This is a genomic window from Crassaminicella profunda, from assembly GCF_019884785.1.
Taxonomy (GTDB): Bacteria; Bacillota; Clostridia; order Peptostreptococcales; family Thermotaleaceae; genus Crassaminicella; species Crassaminicella profunda.
The window spans coordinates 4,361,909-4,378,599 of record NZ_CP082326.1; the positions used below are offsets into that span (position 1 = coordinate 4,361,909).

8 protein-coding genes are annotated in these 16,691 nt (G+C 30.6%); 5 read left to right on the plus strand and 3 right to left on the minus strand.

All coding sequences use genetic code 11. The features are described from left to right. Positions 1-18: 18 nt before the first annotated feature. Together K7H06_RS20070 and K7H06_RS20075 are read left to right on the plus strand one after the other, a co-directional pair. The gene (locus tag K7H06_RS20070) at positions 19-2,619 is read left to right on the plus strand and encodes an S-layer homology domain-containing protein (RefSeq protein WP_223037771.1); all 2,601 of its coding nucleotides are present in this window, start codon (positions 19-21) and stop codon (positions 2,617-2,619) included. Between the two features lie 39 nt (positions 2,620-2,658). Beyond that, a complete protein-coding gene (locus K7H06_RS20075) occupies positions 2,659-3,291 on the plus strand; it encodes a hypothetical protein (protein WP_223037772.1) in 633 nt (210 codons plus the stop codon). 88 nt (positions 3,292-3,379) lie between these two features. On the opposite strand, the gene K7H06_RS20080 is transcribed toward K7H06_RS20075, so the two are convergent. Further along, positions 3,380-4,087: an OmpA/MotB family protein gene (locus K7H06_RS20080; protein ID WP_223037773.1), complete on the minus strand. Its 708-nt coding sequence runs from the start codon at positions 4,085-4,087 to the stop codon at positions 3,380-3,382. Next, positions 4,071-4,892, minus strand: coding sequence for a motility protein A (locus K7H06_RS20085; RefSeq protein WP_223037774.1), 822 nt, complete (start codon positions 4,890-4,892; stop codon positions 4,071-4,073). The genes K7H06_RS20080 and K7H06_RS20085 overlap by 17 nt, the downstream gene beginning before the upstream one ends. Positions 4,893-5,098: 206 nt before the next feature. Here K7H06_RS20085 and K7H06_RS20090 point away from each other — a divergent pair, with 206 nt between their 5' ends. The 3 genes from K7H06_RS20090 (at position 5,099) to K7H06_RS20100 (ending at position 14,588) form a co-directional block, all read left to right on the plus strand. Further along, the gene (locus K7H06_RS20090) at positions 5,099-6,508 is read left to right on the plus strand and encodes a phospholipase D family protein (protein ID WP_223037775.1); all 1,410 of its coding nucleotides are present in this window, start codon (positions 5,099-5,101) and stop codon (positions 6,506-6,508) included. Between the two features lie 170 nt (positions 6,509-6,678). Further along, positions 6,679-10,593 carry an S-layer homology domain-containing protein gene (locus tag K7H06_RS20095; protein WP_223037776.1) on the plus strand — a complete coding sequence of 1,305 codons (3,915 nt, stop codon included), beginning with the start codon at positions 6,679-6,681 and terminating at the stop codon, positions 10,591-10,593. Between the two features lie 221 nt (positions 10,594-10,814). Further along, complete coding sequence (locus tag K7H06_RS20100; RefSeq protein WP_223037777.1) at positions 10,815-14,588, plus strand: S-layer homology domain-containing protein; 3,774 nt, start codon at positions 10,815-10,817, stop codon at positions 14,586-14,588. 85 nt (positions 14,589-14,673) lie between these two features. Here the strand turns inward: K7H06_RS20100 and K7H06_RS20105 are convergent, their stop codons facing one another. Next, the gene (locus tag K7H06_RS20105) at positions 14,674-16,686 is read right to left on the minus strand and encodes an adenylate/guanylate cyclase domain-containing protein (RefSeq protein WP_223037778.1); all 2,013 of its coding nucleotides are present in this window, start codon (positions 16,684-16,686) and stop codon (positions 14,674-14,676) included. Between the last annotated feature and the right edge of the window lie 5 nt (positions 16,687-16,691).

Sequence of the window (16,691 nt, forward strand, 5' to 3'; positions counted from 1 at the left end):
AAGAAGAGGAAGGATAAGATGAAGAAATTTTTTGTGCAAGGAATGAGTATATTATTTTGTTTACTTATGATGACTATTTCTGTAGCTGCAAATAGTACGATCAATGATTTAGAAGGACATTGGGCGAAAGCTTATGTAGAAAAATTAATAGATGAAAAGATTATTTCAGGATATGATAATAATACCATTCGACCTAATCAAACCATTACGAGAGCTGAATTTATAACGACTATTAATAAAATATTTGATTACAAAAAGAAAGATGCTTTGAATTTTAAGGATGTATCAGGTAGTGAATGGTATGCGGGAGAAATGGCAAAAGCAAAAATAGCTGGAATTATAAATGGATACCAGGATGGAACTGTACATCCTAATGAACCTATCAAAAGAGAAGAAGCTGCTATATTATTATATAAAGCATTTCAATTAGAAAATGTAATGCCCATGAGATCTTTTGCAGATGCAGATCATTTTTCTTCGTGGAGTAAAGATGCTATATATACTTTAAAGGAAAAAAATATTATATCAGGATATAACGATAAAACTTTTCATCCAAAGAGTCTAATTAGTCGAGCTGAAGCATTTACTATGATTGCAAAATTAAGTGGGGATATTATTCAGGAGGATATAGAGAGAAAGACCTTCAAAAATAATGTTATTCTTAATAAAGGAGATATACAACTTAAAAATATTATTATTGAAAAGGATTTATATTTATCTGAAGGAATTGAAAAAGGAACAATTACCCTAGAGGGGGTTAAGGTTAAAGGAAAAGTATATTTAAATTGTAGTTCTAAGGATGAAATTTCTCTCATGGACAGTGAAATTAAAAAGATAAAACTCAACCAACCAGCTACATTAAAAATATCTAAAAATACAATGATAGAGAAAATAGAAGTAAATTCAAAGGATTGCCATATTGTAGGAAATGGTGTGATCAAAGAAATAAATGCCAAAGAAAAGATAAAGATCAAAAAATCTTCTTCTGGTGGTTCAGGAGGCTTATCTAGTAGTACTAGAAAATCTTCAAATAAAGATACAGTAGAGAATAAAGATACAACTTCATCAGAAGAGGAAGAGTGTAAAACAGATAAAGAAATTGTTGATGATCAAGCTAAGAAGAAAGATGCAGAGAAAAAGAAAGATAAAGAAAAGAAAGAAGAAGAGAAAAAGGATACAGCAGAGAATAAAGATACAACTTCATCAAAAGAGGAAAACGGTAAAACAGATAAAGAAAGCGTTGATGATCAAGCTAAGAAGGAAGATGTAGAGAAAAAGGAAGATAAGGAAAAGAAAGAAGCAGAGAAAAAGGATAAAGTAGAGAATAAAGAGATAACTCCATCAAAAGAGGAAAAAAGTAAAACAGATAAAGAAATTGTTGATGAAAAAGCTAAGAAAGAAGAAGTAAAGAAGGATATACAGCCCCCAAAAATTATATTAAAAGGGGAGAATCATGTTACTATTAGACAAGGAGAGAATTATGTAGAACTAGGGATAAAAGCAGTTATAGATGATTGTGATACTGATTTATTAACAAAAGTAATGATTCAGTCTAATGTAGATGAAAACCGTGTAGGATCTTATGTAATGGAATATAGTGTGAGAGATCAAGCTGGGAATTTAGGAAAAGCGGTAAGAACGGTAACGGTTATAGAAAAATTGCCATCTACTGTATATGAGCAAATTAAGAAAGCACTTGAAAATTTTGATGAAGAAGTAATTTTCACTGGATGTGAAGAAATTGATTATAATGAGGTTTGGATGACTTTGGGACAAGTGATAGACGATGATCCTAGATTAGAATTTACTCGATTTCTTTTTACAAATGGAAGATATGAGCAACAAGCTAAAAAGCTTGTTTTTGGATATACGGTACCTAGGGTTCAGTTGAAAAATCGATTAGAAAGAATAGATGTGAGAATAGATGCTATTATTAAACAAGTTATCAAACCAGATATGGATGATTTCCAAAAAGAAAAGGCGATTCATGATTATGTAGTATCTCATGTAGAATATGATTATGAAAATTATAAAAATAATACAGTGCCTTTAGTATCACATCAGTTAGAAGGAGGGTTACTTTATAATAGAGCAGTCTGTGATGGGTATTCAAAAATGATGAAAGCATTATTAGATAAAGTGGGTATAGAAAGCATGATCATTTCTGGAAATATGAAGGATACAGGTGGTGCACATGCTTGGAACTTAGTAAAATTAGGAGGAGATTATTACCATGTAGATGCAACTCATGATGATCCTGTTTCAGCTAGGAAAGATGATGGAGCTTCACAGAGCAATAAGATTTATTATACTTATTTTAATGTAACAGATGATTTTATGAAGGATACAAGAAGATGGAAAACATCCGAGTATCCAGTAGCCAATAGCAAAACCTATAATTATTATGAATATTATGGATTGATGGTTCATTCAAAAGAAGAATTTAAGAAGAGGGTGAAAGAAGCTGTAGTCAATAAACAAAAGGAAATTAATCTTTATTCAGATGTAAAAATTGATGGAAGTGATATTGCTCAAGCCCTTAAAGAAGCTAAATATTATGGTAGTTACAATTATCCAGATAAACCTACACATAATGTTTTAATTAAATTGAATTTTTGAAATGGCTTAAATGAAAAAATGGAGGTGATGATTTACTAGATGATAGATTATTTTAAAAGAAATGCAATAGAAATTATTTTTGCTGTAATCACCATACCCATTTGTAGTAGTTTGTTTGGAAAAGGATATTATTTTATTCTATCTATGGTTTATAAAGATAAGGATTTAGTATTTATTGTTCCTAATAAGGGAAGTATAGGTGCTTATATAGGAATAATTCTATTCATAGGAGCATTAATCTATTTCGTGAGGAAGGCTTATAAGGAAGATTTATTAGATATTAGAGGACAGTTGATGTATTTGATATTGATTGTATTTTTTATTTTTAATATATTTATGATAGATCTTAGTAGTAATTTCTTTTACCAAGACAAGATTGTTTGTAGAGGAGCTTTTGGAAAAATAATCAATACTTATGCATATGACCAGGTAAGAAAAGTACGAATTATAATAGATTTGACAAGAGGTGGAAAAGGTAGACATTATGATGTAGTTATGAATAATGGAAAGGCTATAAATCTGTTTTACTATGCAGAATATATCCCTTTTGTTGAAAGCAAACTTCCTTCTAATATCCCTCATCTTATGAGAACTTCTGATTTTAATAAACTCCAAAGGTCAGGAAAGCTACCTTATATGATCTACAATGATTTTACTGTTGTAGATACTTGAACACTATGATAAAAGCTCAGGTGTAGCTTAAGATACAAATAGGACAGGATAAATCCTGTCCTATTTGTGTTCTCTAGATGAATAGATATTAGTTTACAATAGTAATTTCAATTCTTCTATTATTAGCGCGCCCTTTTTTTGTATCATTTGTATCAATAGGGTTTCTTTCTCCATAACCACTGACAGATATGCGATTAGGGTTAATCTCTTTTTCCTCTGTGAGATATTTTACCACAGAAATAGCACGAGCAACAGACAATTCCCAATTAGAGGGGAATTCCTTTGTATGAATAGGAAGATTATCTGTAAAGCCTTCTACGATAATATCATTATCAATCTTTTTTAATTTATCTCCCATAAGGCTTAAAACTGCATAGCCATCTTTTGATAAATCTGCCTTTGCGCTAGGAAAGAATACATTGTCATTAAAACGAATAAGTAGCCCCTTTTCATTTTGAAGAATTTTTACCTGATCTAATAAATTATTTTCCCTTAGAAAAGCAATAAACTCTTCCTTTGATGTATCCATATCTTTTTCTATATTTGTAAGATTAAATAATTGAGTTGCTAAATTTTCTTTTTCTACTTTTAACTTTTTATTTTCATCAGCTAAGGCAGTAATCTTTGTGGAAAGGTTATTTTTTATTTCCGAGAGCATAGTGGTTTCCTTTGCTGCCATGGTAAAGAAAATAATAAAAAAGCAGAGCATAATAGTAATCATATCACTATAGGTAATGAGCCAACTAGTAGATAGATCCATTTCATGTTGTTCATTTTGATTATGATAATTCTGCATCATAGTCGTTCCTTTCTGTTATTTTTTTACGTGGATAGATTAGCCGAGTATCTTCTTTTAGCATGACGTTCATCTTATCAAACACATTTCTAGCCGTATCATTCTGGGCAATCAGTAAAATACCCTCTGTCATAATATGATAATGTAAAATATTTTTATCAATATATTCTTTGAGTCTTCCCATAAGAGGAACAGCAATAAAATTGGCAATGAGACTTCCATACAGGGTACTGACTAGTGCAGATGCCATATTGCTCATGATAAGATTTACTTCATGTATATTAGATAACAATCCTACAAGACCTAGTAGTGTTCCGATAAGTCCAAAGGAAGGTGCGATATGGGCAATCATTTTTAGTACATTATAAGATCTATAGAGATTACTACGTCTAGATTCAATGTCTTTTATTAAAATATCTTTCATAATATCAGGTTTTTTATAATCATTTAATAAAATCATAGCATCTTTTAAAAAAGTATTTTTTTCTTCTTCTATATCGGATTGAATAGATAGAACCCCATCTCTTTTTACCTTTATACTTAATGTATGAACTTTATTGATTGTACCTTCGTAGTCAATTTTATCAGAAAAGCTTTTCTTAATCATGGTAATGGTAGTAATTAAGGTATCAAAAGAAAAGCTTACGATGACAGAGATAAAAATGCCAGAAAAAATAATTTCTAGTGCTGTAAGATTAAAAAAAGATTTTAAGGATATAGTGCCTACTACTGAATGTATAAGTAATGCTAAAAGAAAAAGGATGATAGATATTTTAAAACTTTTACTTCGAAAATTGAGCTTCATAGTTTTCCTCCAAACAGTCTATTGTTTTATGATATAAGAAGATTTTATCATAGTTTTAAGGATTTAGATAAGGTTATAAAAGATATAATAAAATATTTGTAAGTAAAGGTCTTTTGAATCTATAAAATATAGTAAAATATAAAAAGAAGTATGAGGGTTATCCAACAAAAAGGGGGTCAAGATAGAATGATCTATCGAAGAGAGGCATGAAAAAAAGAAAAATGATAGGACTTATTTTATTTTTAATCATCATTAGTACGAGTATATATGGAGTGATCAAACCTTTACCAGAGGGAATTTCATTAGATGGATCAGTTTACAAAACAGACAGAATAGAATTTTTATATGATTTGACCTATGAAAAGGATGGGGAAATCATGAAAGAACAAATGATTTTTGATAGGGTGTCTAAGCTCATTGAGGATGCAGAAAAGTTTATTATTATTGATATGTTCTTATTTAATGATACCTATGATAAAGAGTATTCATACCCTGATATTTCATCAAAATTAACGAATACGATTGTTAGGAAAAAGCAAAAATATCCAGAACTAAAAGTCACATTTGTAACAGATGAAATGAATACTTTTTATGGATCTTATCCATCAAAGCACTTAGAAATATTAAAAAAGAATGGAGTTAATGTAGTACTTACAGATTTGAACCAATTAAGGGATTCAAATCCTTCTTATTCAGGAGTTTGGAGGTCATTGATTAGATGGTTTAAAACATCAGAAAAGGGGTGGCTACCAAACCCATTTAGTAAAGATGCACCAAAGGTAACATTTCGTTCTTATCTAAAGCTTTTAAATTTTAAAGCCAATCACAGAAAATTGATTGTCACAGAAAAACAGGCATTAGTAAGCTCTGCAAATCCTCATGATGCTAGTGGGTATCATTCGAATATTGCTTTTGTAGTAGAAGGATCTATCATAAAAGATATTGTTGCAGGGGAAAAAGCTATAGGAAATTTTTCGGCAAAAACCATTGATGGCGAATATGCAGAGAGAGAAAAACAAGAAGGGACGATTGGGGTAAGCTTTATTACAGAAGGGAAAATCAGAAAAAATCTTTTAGAAGCCATAGAAAAAACGAAAGCTGGAGACGGGATTCAAATAGGCATGTTTTATTTCAGTGAAAGAAATCTGGTAAAAGCTTTAATAGAAGCAGCTAATAGAGGTGTGAATATCCAAATGATTCTAGATGCCAATAAGGATGCCTTTGGAATGGAAAAGAACGGTATCCCTAATCGACCTGTAGCTCATGAGCTGTTTGAAAAATCTAATGGCAAGATAAAAATAAGATGGTACAATACTCATGGAGAACAATTTCATACAAAGCTTGTGAAGATTAAATATAAAGATGAGAGTATTATATTTGGAGGTTCAGCTAATCTTACAAGAAGAAATATAGGAGATTATAATCTAGAAGCAGATTTAAAAATAATGGCTAAAAATGATAATAAAATTGTAAAGGATGTAGAAAAATATTTTGATAGAATATGGGAAAATGAAGATGGCAATTATACTCTTGATTTTAAAGAATACCATGAAGAGTCTATAGTTAAAAATATTATTTATCGTTTACAAGAATGGAGTGGATTATCTACTTTTTAGGGAAAAAACATAGAAAAGGTTATTAACCTTTTCTATATTTTTTATTTATTAAACAAAAGAGAGAAAAATAAATTTTTCCTAAATTACTGTCGAAATTTGAAGGAAAAAGGCGAAAAGTATAGAATCGTTTAAAGATATGGAATTGTTTTGCATATAAAAGGAGGGGCATGATGGAGATAAGAAAGATAAATAGGTGGTTAGCTAGGCTACTAATTTTTACTATTTGCTTAACAGGTGTGCCGATAAAAAATGTATATGGGGAAGGATATGAAAATAACAAGGTAACCTATCAGTGGAAAAAGATTTTAACTCATGACCGAATGGGAGATGAAGAGGAAATACAAGTTGAATATTTATCGCCCACTAGAGATGGGGGATTCATTGGTATAGGATATGATGACTATAGTGGTCTTATATTTAAATTGGATAATGCTAGAAATTTGGTATGGGCGAAAGAATATGGTGGATTTGGCAATAAAATTGCAGATATTCAAGAAAAATCTAGTGGGGGATATGTTGTTTTAGAGAATAGATGGTGGTATATAGAAGGTATTAGTGGTTGCAATGGATATATATTTGAATTGGATGAAAATGGCGAACAAATACCAGAAAAAGAATTTCGAGTAGGAGGCAGTGATCGAGATTTTGTAGAACAAATTGTACAAACAAATGATGGAGGTTATATTGTTGTAGGCTATGAAAATTCTAGTGATGGAGATTTTCAACAAAATAAAGGAGACTATGATTGTTGGGTTCTAAAAATTGACAATAACTTTAATAAGGTTTGGATTAAAAATTATGGTGGAGAAGGTCAAGACAAAGGGGTTAGTATTAAAGAAGCAACAGATGGAGGCTATGTTGTATTTGGGACATCTGTAGTAATAGAGCGCCCACCAGATATACCAAGAAATTATAACTTTTGGGTATTTAAGATTGACGAAGCCGGAAATGTAGTATGGAATAAGACGTATGGAGGGACAAAAGATGATTCTAGTGTTTCTTCAGATGCTATTAAACCAATAGATATGCAACCAACTCCTGATGGGGGATATGCTTTATTAGGAAATACTACGATTAACAATGGAGATATTACTGGAAATCATGGTGGTAAAGATTATTGGTTTGTGAAAATAGACAAAGATGGAGAAAAACAGTTTCAAAAAACTTATGGAGGAAGTGGAAATGATTCTCCTATAGGGTTCATAAAGACATCTGATGGTGGATATATGATTGCTGGAAATTCAAATTCAAGTGATGGAGATTTTAATGAGAATCAAGGAAATGAAGATGGATGGATAATTCAAGTAGATGAAAGTGGAGAAATCCTTTGGAAATGGAATGTTGGAACAGCACAAGAAGATATGATTTATTGTATTCAGACAGGGTTGGAGGGAGGAGCTATTATTTCCTCAAAAATAGGAGGCAACAATGAGATTGCTAAAATTTATCCTGGACAAAGATATCTATATGAATTAAAAATGGATGATCAAGATTTAAGTGGATTTCAAGAAAATACATTTGGATATACAGTAATATTGCCACGTGGAAGTACGATTGTTCCTACCATTACAGCAAAAGCATTAGATATGGATGCAACGGTAAATGTTATTCCTGCAGAAAGTTTACCAGGAACAACAAAGGTAGAGATAATAAAGGAAGAAATTGTTCTAAAAACTTATTCTATTCAATTTACTTTAGAAAAGAATACAAATGCGTATTTAAATGATTTAAAAATAAATGATGAAACAGTAAGTGACTTTGTATATAATCAATATACTTATGAAAAAGAGTTACCTTATGGAAGTACAACAGTACCAATAGTAACAGCAACAGCACAAGATCCAAATGCAACGGTGAATATTACTCCAGCAATGAGTTTGCCAGGGACTACAAGGATTGAGGTAATAGCTGAAGATGGAAGTACTCAAAATACATATACTATTTATTTTACAGTATTAAAAAATACAAATGCATATTTAAGTGATTTAAAGATAAATAATGAAACCGTTACTGATTTTGTTTATAATCAGTATACTTATGAAGTAAAGCTTCCTGTTGGAAGTACTAGTATACCAACGGTAACAGCAAAAACACAGGATGAAAATGCGAAGGTGAATATTACGCAAGCAACAAGTGTACCAGGAACAGCAAGTGTTAAAGTAACAGCTGAAGATGGAGAACTTTTAAATATCTATTCTATTTATTTTACCTTAGACAAAAGCAATAATGCTTATTTAAAGGATATAAGAATAGCTAATCAAACAGTAAGTGATTTTGTATATAATGATTATACTTACCAAGTAGAACTTCCCTTTGGAAGTACGACAGTACCAAATGTAACGGCAAAAGCACAAGATGAAAATGCGAAGGTGAATATTACTCAAGCAACAAGCCTACCAGGAACTACGAGGGTTGAAGTAACTGCTGAAGATGGGAATATGATAAAAACGTATGAAATAAATTTTGTAGTTAAAGAGAAAGAATCAGGGCAAGATAATCATTCAAATAATAACAATTCTAATAGTAATTCGAGTAGTAGTGGTGGTTCCAGCAATAGTCAGGGAGAAGAGGCTAAAGTTAGTCCCTTAGAAAAACCAAAAGAATCCTTAAAAAAGTCTATAGAGACTTTAAAAGATACAAAAGAAAATAAAGAACAAATTATAAAAGATGTTATAAACACAATAAAAGATGTTCCTAAGATTATGCAAGAAGTTGATGATCCGCAAGACATTGTAGATGATGTGACTACTATGGTAGAAAACACAGAAGAACTACTTTCGGATATAGATACACCTTTAGAAAAAAGAGAAGAACTAAAAGATGCAATAGTCCGTTTAGGAGAAAAAGCTATGGAAAAGGTTGGACAAATGCAAGTTCCTTTAAAAGCTATAAAAGTAGAAGGATATACAGCTAAGGCTACTATTTCTTCTCAATGGTTACAAAAACAAATTGAAAACACAGAGAAAAACATGAATAGTATTAAGGATGCATTAAAAAAAGTAGTAGGAGAAGGAGCAGAAGAGGCAAAAATAGCTTTAACGGTAAATATGCCAAAAACCATGCAAAATACTGAAACGATATCTGTAGATTTTCAAAGAGAAATCTTAACACAAATTGAAAATAAGAATATAGATCGTGTCATATTCAATATGAAATATGTAGGATTTACAGTAGAACCAGATACATTTAAAAATGTGAAAGAGCAAGAAAAAATCACATTAGAAGAAGTCGTTGATAATCAAGACATGACATTTTTACCTAAAGATATTGAAAAAGTTAATAATATGCCTATATTAGAAATTAATGCAAAGGTTCAGGATGAAACAATCAAAAGCTTTAAAAAACCTATGGAAGTATATTTTAATTTATCCCATTTGAATTTATCAAAGTATTCAGAAGAGGAGTTAGAAAGCTTAACAGCTTATTTATATGATGAAGAGACCAACGAGTGGAAGGCTGTAGGAGGAACATATGATCCTGCTACAAATCGTATTCATGTGTATCGTATTCATTTAAGTACCTATACAGTTATGAAATCCAATAGAACCTTTAGTGATATTAAAAAACATTCTTCAGAAAAAGAAATCAATCTTCTTTTGAAAAAAGGCATACTAGAAGATGAAAATGAATTTATGCCAAACAAAGAAGTTTCTAGAGAAGAGTTTGTCGGATGGGTTTCTAAGAGCTTTGGATTAGAGGAAAAGGAAATAGAAGTGCCTTTTAAGGATGTAGATCGAAGGAATCCTAATTATAAAGAGATTGCCGCTGCATTTGATCAAGGATTAATACAAGGGAAAAAGGATAATGTCTTCGATCCAAAGGGAAATATTACAAAACAAGAAGCAGCAGTAGCTATTGCAAATGCTCTTAAAAAATATGAGAAAATAAAATCACCAAAAGATAAGAATCCATACCTTGCCCAGTATAATGATCAAGAAAACATTGCTTCATGGTCAAAGGATGCTGTAGCCATGGTTTCTCAGAAAAGACTGTCAGGGAATAATCAAAATCAGTATAATCCGAATGAATCCATGACACGTGCAGATGCAGCGTTAATGGTTTATAATGTAAGGGATCGTCTATAGGAGATAGGATAAAAATAAACACACTATTCTAGGAAGAATATATAAACCTAGAATAGTGTGTTTTTATATATTACATAAGGTGTTTTTTAATCATTAAAAATGAATAATCTATTTAGCCAAGATTATATTTATCAATTTAGAAGAGGGGGACGCTTATAAGTAAGAAGAACAAAACTTACTTTACTAAATTCATGTAGGAATTTGGAGGTATTTGACAACTGATGAAGAATTATCTATATGAAGAAAAGATCATAATTATTGAAGGGAAGAAAAACATGTTGAATAAAGGGCTAATAAGATTATTGATTTTTGTTATTTTTATAGTAGGTGTACCAATAGAAAAAGTATATGGGCAATCTTATGAAAAGCATAAGGGAACATTTCAGTGGAAAAAAACTTTAACTTATAGTAAAGATGGCTCTGGAGATGAAGAAGGAATAAGAGTTTCGTTTGTATCTTCCACAAAGGATGGTGGATTTATAGGCGGGGGATATGGATTACGTTCAGAGCATCAGCTGATATTTAAAATAGATAGTTTTGGGAATGTGGAATGGGTGGGACAATATACTTCAGAGATGGAGTGTGTTATAGATGTTCAAGAAAAATCTACTAGAGGGTATATTGTTCTATCAAAGCCTACAGGGACAATTGTTGATGAAGAAGGAAAAACCGTAAGAAGTAGTGATTGGCATATATTTGAATTAGACATAAATGGTGAAAAAGGAAAAGAAATGTATTTAGAAGGAGAAAATGTAGATATTCCTTCAAAAATTATAGCAACAAAAGAGGACGGATATATGGTTGTAGGATATGGAAATTCTATTATTGAAGGTTTAGAAAATAAGGGAGATTATGATTGTTGGATTTTAAAGCTGGATCATCAATTGAAAAAGATGTGGATTAAAAGTTATGGTGGAACAGGTTGTGATAAAGGGATTAGTATAAAAGAAGCACCTGATGGAGGATATGTTGTTTTTGGAACAACTATATCTTCTGAAACGAACCCGAAATCATATGATTTTTGGCTATTTAAGATTGATGAAAATGGAGATGTAGTATGGAATAAGACCTATGGAGACACAAATACAGATACTGTTATTGATGATAAAAGAATAAAAGGGATAGATATACAATTGGCAGATGATGGTGGATATGCTTTATTAGGAGTTACTGAATTAAATATAGGAACTACCATTAACCATGGAGAAAAGGATTATTGGTTTGCTAAAACCAATAAAAATGGGGAGCTAGAATATGAAAGAACTTACGGAGGAAGCAAGGATGATCTCCCTATAGGATTTGTAAAGATTGATGATGGAGGTTATATGATTGGAGGAGAATCATACTCAGATGACGGAGATTTTAATGAAAATTCGGGTGTTAAAGATGTATGGATCATTCAAACTGATGAAAAGGGAGAGCTTATCTGGAAATGGAATAATGGAACAAAATATAGTGATGAGATTTATTCTATAGAAAAGGGAAAAGATGGGGGAACTGTTTTTGCATCAAAAATAGAAAATAATCATGAGGTTAATAAATTTTATCTTGGAGAGCAACCTTATTTATATGAATTGAAGATGAATGGACAAGTTTTAAAAGATTTCAAGAAGAATCAATTTAACTATAAGGTGCTACTTCCTTATGGAACGGATATGATTCCTATAATAACAGCTAAAGCAGTAGACATGGATGCAACGGTAAACATTATCCAAGCAATGAGTTTGCCAGCAACAACAAAAGTTAAGGTAATAAAGAATGGAATAGTTTTAAATACTTATTTTATCCAATTGATGTTGGAAGAGAATACAAATATATATTTAAAGGATTTAAAGATTAATGATAAAACGGTAAGTGATTTTGTCTATAATGAGTATACTTATGAAGTAGAGCTTCCCTATGAAAGTATGAAGGTTCCAAAGGTAACAGCAATAGCACAAGATCCTAATGTAACAGTAAACATTATTCAAACAGAAAGCTTACCAGGAATCACAAGGATTGAGTTGACAGATACATATGGAGAACTTTTAAGTGAATATGTAATTTGTTTTAATTTAGGGAAAAGCAATAATGCATATCTAAAGGATTTGAGGGTAGATAATGAAACAGTAAGTGATTTTGTTTATAATGATTATTTTTATGAAGTAGAGCTTCATAATGGAAGGAATAGGGTTCCCCTTGTAACAGCAAAAGCGAAAGGTGAAAATGCAAATATACAGATTGACAATGCAAAGGGTTTACCTGGTATAACAAAAGTTGAAGTAGTCGCTGAAGATGGAAAAGTAGTAAAAATCTACGAAATAAAATTTACTGTTAAAGATCAACAATCAGGACAAGAAGATCTTCATTCAGATTCAGATAATAATACATCTAATGATCATTCAAATAGCCATGATTCTAGTGGTAATATAAACAACAATAAGGGTAATGGGACTGGCTTTAGCAATAGTCAAACAGGGGAAAATAGAGTGAGTCCATTACAAAAACCAAAAGAAATATTGCAAAAGTCTGTAAAGTATTTAAAGAATGCACAAGGAAATAAAGAAGAAATGATAGATGTTGCTATAAACACAATAAAGGATGTTCCACGGATTATGCAGGAAGTGGATCAGCCAAAAGAAATGATAGATGCTGTGATTTCTATTATAAAAAGTTCAGAAACTCTACTGTCAGATAAAGATATAGTATTACAAAAAAGAGAAGAATTAAAAGATGCTGTAATACACTTAGGAGAAAAAGCTATGGACAAAGTTGGACAAATTCAGCTTTCTTCAGAAAATATAAAAGTAGATGGAGATACAGCCAGGGCTTCTATTCCTTCTGAATGGATACAGCAGCAGATGGAAGACAAAAAGAAATATTTTAAAAAGATTAAAGATGAATTAAAAAAGACAGTAGGGGAAGAAAGAATAGGAGAAGCTAAAGGAATTTTAACAATCAATATGCCTATAAACATAAAAACTACGAAAAATATAGTAACGGATTTCAAAGGGGAAATTATAACGGAAATAAAAAAGAAAAATATAGATCAAATTGCTTTTAATATGAAATATGCAGGGTTTATTGTAGGGAGTGATACCTTTGAAAATATTAATAAGGAAGACTATATTACATTAGAAACAGCGCTTGTTAATAAAGGGAGGTTAGAAGCACCAAGGGATGTTGAAAGAATTGAGAATATGCCGGAGATAGAAATTAATGGGTTTATTCGAGGGAAAAGAATCCCAAAATTTAAAAAACCTATGATTGTATATTTTGATTTATCTTATATAGATTTGTCAAAGTATTCAAAAGAGGATTTAGAAAGCTTAACAGTTTATTTGTATGATGAAGATTTGAAAGGTTGGAAGGCTGTGGGTGGGAGGTATAATCCTGTTACAAAACAAATTAACGTGTATCGTATTCATCTAAGTACTTATACGGTAATGAAATCTAACAAAGCTTTTAGTGACATTAAAAATCATTCTAATGAAAAAGAAATAAATCTTTTGCTTCAAAAAGGTATATTAGAAGACGATGATGAATTTATGCCGAATAAAGAAGTTTCAAGAGAAGAGTTTGTAGGATGGTTGTCTAGAAACTTTGGATTAGATGAAAAGGAACTTAGGTTGCCATTTAAAGATGTAGAAGTATCGAGTCCCTATTATAAAGAAATTGCAGCTGCATTTGATCAAGGATTAATTCAAGGAAAAGAAGCAAATAGATTTGAACCAAAAGAAAATATTACAAATGAGGAAGCTGCAGTAGTTATGGCAAAGGTTTTTGAAAAATATGAGCATGTAAAAACACCAAAAGAGATGGATCAATATTTTGCTCAATATGAGCAGCAAGGTGAAATCAATTTATGGTCAAAAGGTGCGATAGCAACAGTTTTTCAGAAAAGATTAGTAGGAGAAAATCAAAATCCATATAATCCAATTGCACCTATGAAGCGAGAAGATGCAGCATTAATGATTTATAAATTGCAAGAATGTGTATGGGAAGATAGATTTTAAGTAAGTACAGTAAAAAGATTAAAATTAAAAAAAGTAAAAAATAAAAACCCTTCCTAGGAAAATGTATTCACTAGGAAGGTTTTTTTTATGATTGATTTGTGTCAACAAAATACATAGTTACTAAGCCTTTTCCTTTTACTTCTATAGATGCTCTTTTGATAAATGAAAAATCATCTTTAGTGAGATTATAAGTTGCTTCAGATACATTAATTTTCATAGCATCACTATTACTTTCCATCCGAGAAGCTGTATTGATTGTATCTCCAAAAACATCATAAATATATTTTTTAATACCTACAACTCCTCCTACAATATTTCCAGAATGAATACCTATTCGGATTTGCCATTGTATTTGTGTATTTTTATTTCTGTTATTCAAATAATCTAATATTTCTATAGATGCTTGAATCATATGTTGAGCATGATCCTGCTTTTTTTCATGCATACCACAGATAGCTAGATAAGCATCTCCAATGGTCTTAATGCGTTCACAACTATGTTTTTCCATGATATTATCAAAATGTGTAAATAAGTCATTTAATTCATCGATTAAAAACTTAGGTTTAAGAGTAGAAGATATTTTTGTAAACCCTACAATATCAGAAAAATATACGGTAACATTTTCAAAGCTTTCTGGTTCTGTTTTGCCTGTTTTTTTCAAATCGTGGGCTACTTTAGAAGGTAAAATATTTAAAAGCAATTTTTCGGATTTTTTCTTTTCTTTCCAGATGATATAACCAAGTACAATAACAATCAGTAAAATTAATAAGGATACAAGACTAAGTATAAGCTGCAATCGATATTTAAATGTATTCATTTTATTTTCTTTTGCTAAGAGTTCGATTTTCATTTGTTTTTTTTCTGTTTCATATTTTGTTTCCATCTCGATAATGTTTTCACGAATATCTTGATCCTGTAGTGCATTTTTTAGTTCTGTGTGTTTTTCATAATATAAAAAAGCCTTTTTGTAATCTCCTAAACTTTTGTAATCGAAGGCAATATTTTCTAATGAAGAGAGAATGCCTTCTGTATAGGTGATTTTAGTAGCTTTTTCATAGGCTTTTGTGTGATAATCTAAAGCGTTTTGTAATTTTTCTAAATAATGATAGACAGTACCCATGTTATTATAGGAATTAATGATTCCTTTTTCGTCTTGTATTTCTTCACGAATGGATAGTGACTTTTCATAAAACTGTAGTGCAAAAGGGTAATTTGCTGTTATATCATAAATGTAACCTATGTTATTTAATGTGTTTGCAATTTCTTCTTTATTATCAAGATTTGTATATATTTTTAGAGCTCTTGAAAAATATGTAAGAGCCTTTTCATAATCTTTTTTTAAGATGTATATGTCTGCAATATTATTTAAGGTGACGGCTGTACCTTTTTGATTGTTGATTTCTTCGAATATCTTTAATGCTTGTAGATAGTAATTGAAAGATTTATTATAATATCTTTGTTGTTGATTGATAGATCCAATATTGTTAAGGCAGGTAGCCATTTCTTCTTTATTTTGTATTTTTGTATTTATATCTAAAGCTTGTAAATAATAATCAAGAGCTTTTTCATAATCTCCTTGAGCGTCTTTTATGGCACCAATATTGTTTAAGGATTGAGCCATACCTTTTTGGTCTGGAATTTCTTTATAAAGAGCTAAAGATTTAGAAAAATATTCTGATGCTTTATTAAAATCTCCTTGAGCATGATAAATTAATCCTAATCCAGTGTTGTTAAGAGCTGCACCTTTTTTATATTGAAAACTCTCACTTAAGGATAAGTTTTCAGAAAAAAATTTAGTTGCTGTTTCAAAGTCAGAGGTACTATAATAAGCCATTCCAATAGTAGTCAGTGCATCTATTTTTGCATCTTTTAAATTAAGTTTATTGGATAAGGATAATGCTTTATTTCCATATTCGATACTTTTGCTTGGAGATTGATCTAGATAAGCTTCTGCAAGCTGATTGAGTAGATCAGGCTTTTCTATAGTAGAGGCCTGGTCTAATTTTTCTAAAAGCTGATCGATATTTTCATTTGCAAAAATAAGGGATGGATGAAGCATAAAGATAAATAATAAAGTAAGAATAAGTTTTTTACCCATATAGA

What these genes read in the sequence shown, in the direction of transcription:
- K7H06_RS20090 (WP_223037775.1), top strand. Translation starts at nt 5,099, where the DNA reads ATGAAAAAAAGAAAAATGATAGGACTTATTTTATTTTTAATCATCATT.
- K7H06_RS20075 (WP_223037772.1), top strand. Translation starts at nt 2,659, where the DNA reads ATGATAGATTATTTTAAAAGAAATGCAATAGAAATTATTTTTGCTGTA.
- K7H06_RS20095 (WP_223037776.1), top strand. Translation starts at nt 6,679, where the DNA reads ATGGAGATAAGAAAGATAAATAGGTGGTTAGCTAGGCTACTAATTTTT.
- K7H06_RS20085 (WP_223037774.1), bottom strand. Translation starts at nt 4,892, where the DNA reads ATGAAGCTCAATTTTCGAAGTAAAAGTTTTAAAATATCTATCATCCTT.
- K7H06_RS20070 (WP_223037771.1), top strand. Translation starts at nt 19, where the DNA reads ATGAAGAAATTTTTTGTGCAAGGAATGAGTATATTATTTTGTTTACTT.
- K7H06_RS20100 (WP_223037777.1), top strand. Translation starts at nt 10,815, where the DNA reads ATGAAGAATTATCTATATGAAGAAAAGATCATAATTATTGAAGGGAAG.
- K7H06_RS20080 (WP_223037773.1), bottom strand. Translation starts at nt 4,087, where the DNA reads ATGCAGAATTATCATAATCAAAATGAACAACATGAAATGGATCTATCT.
- K7H06_RS20105 (WP_223037778.1), bottom strand. Translation starts at nt 16,686, where the DNA reads ATGGGTAAAAAACTTATTCTTACTTTATTATTTATCTTTATGCTTCAT.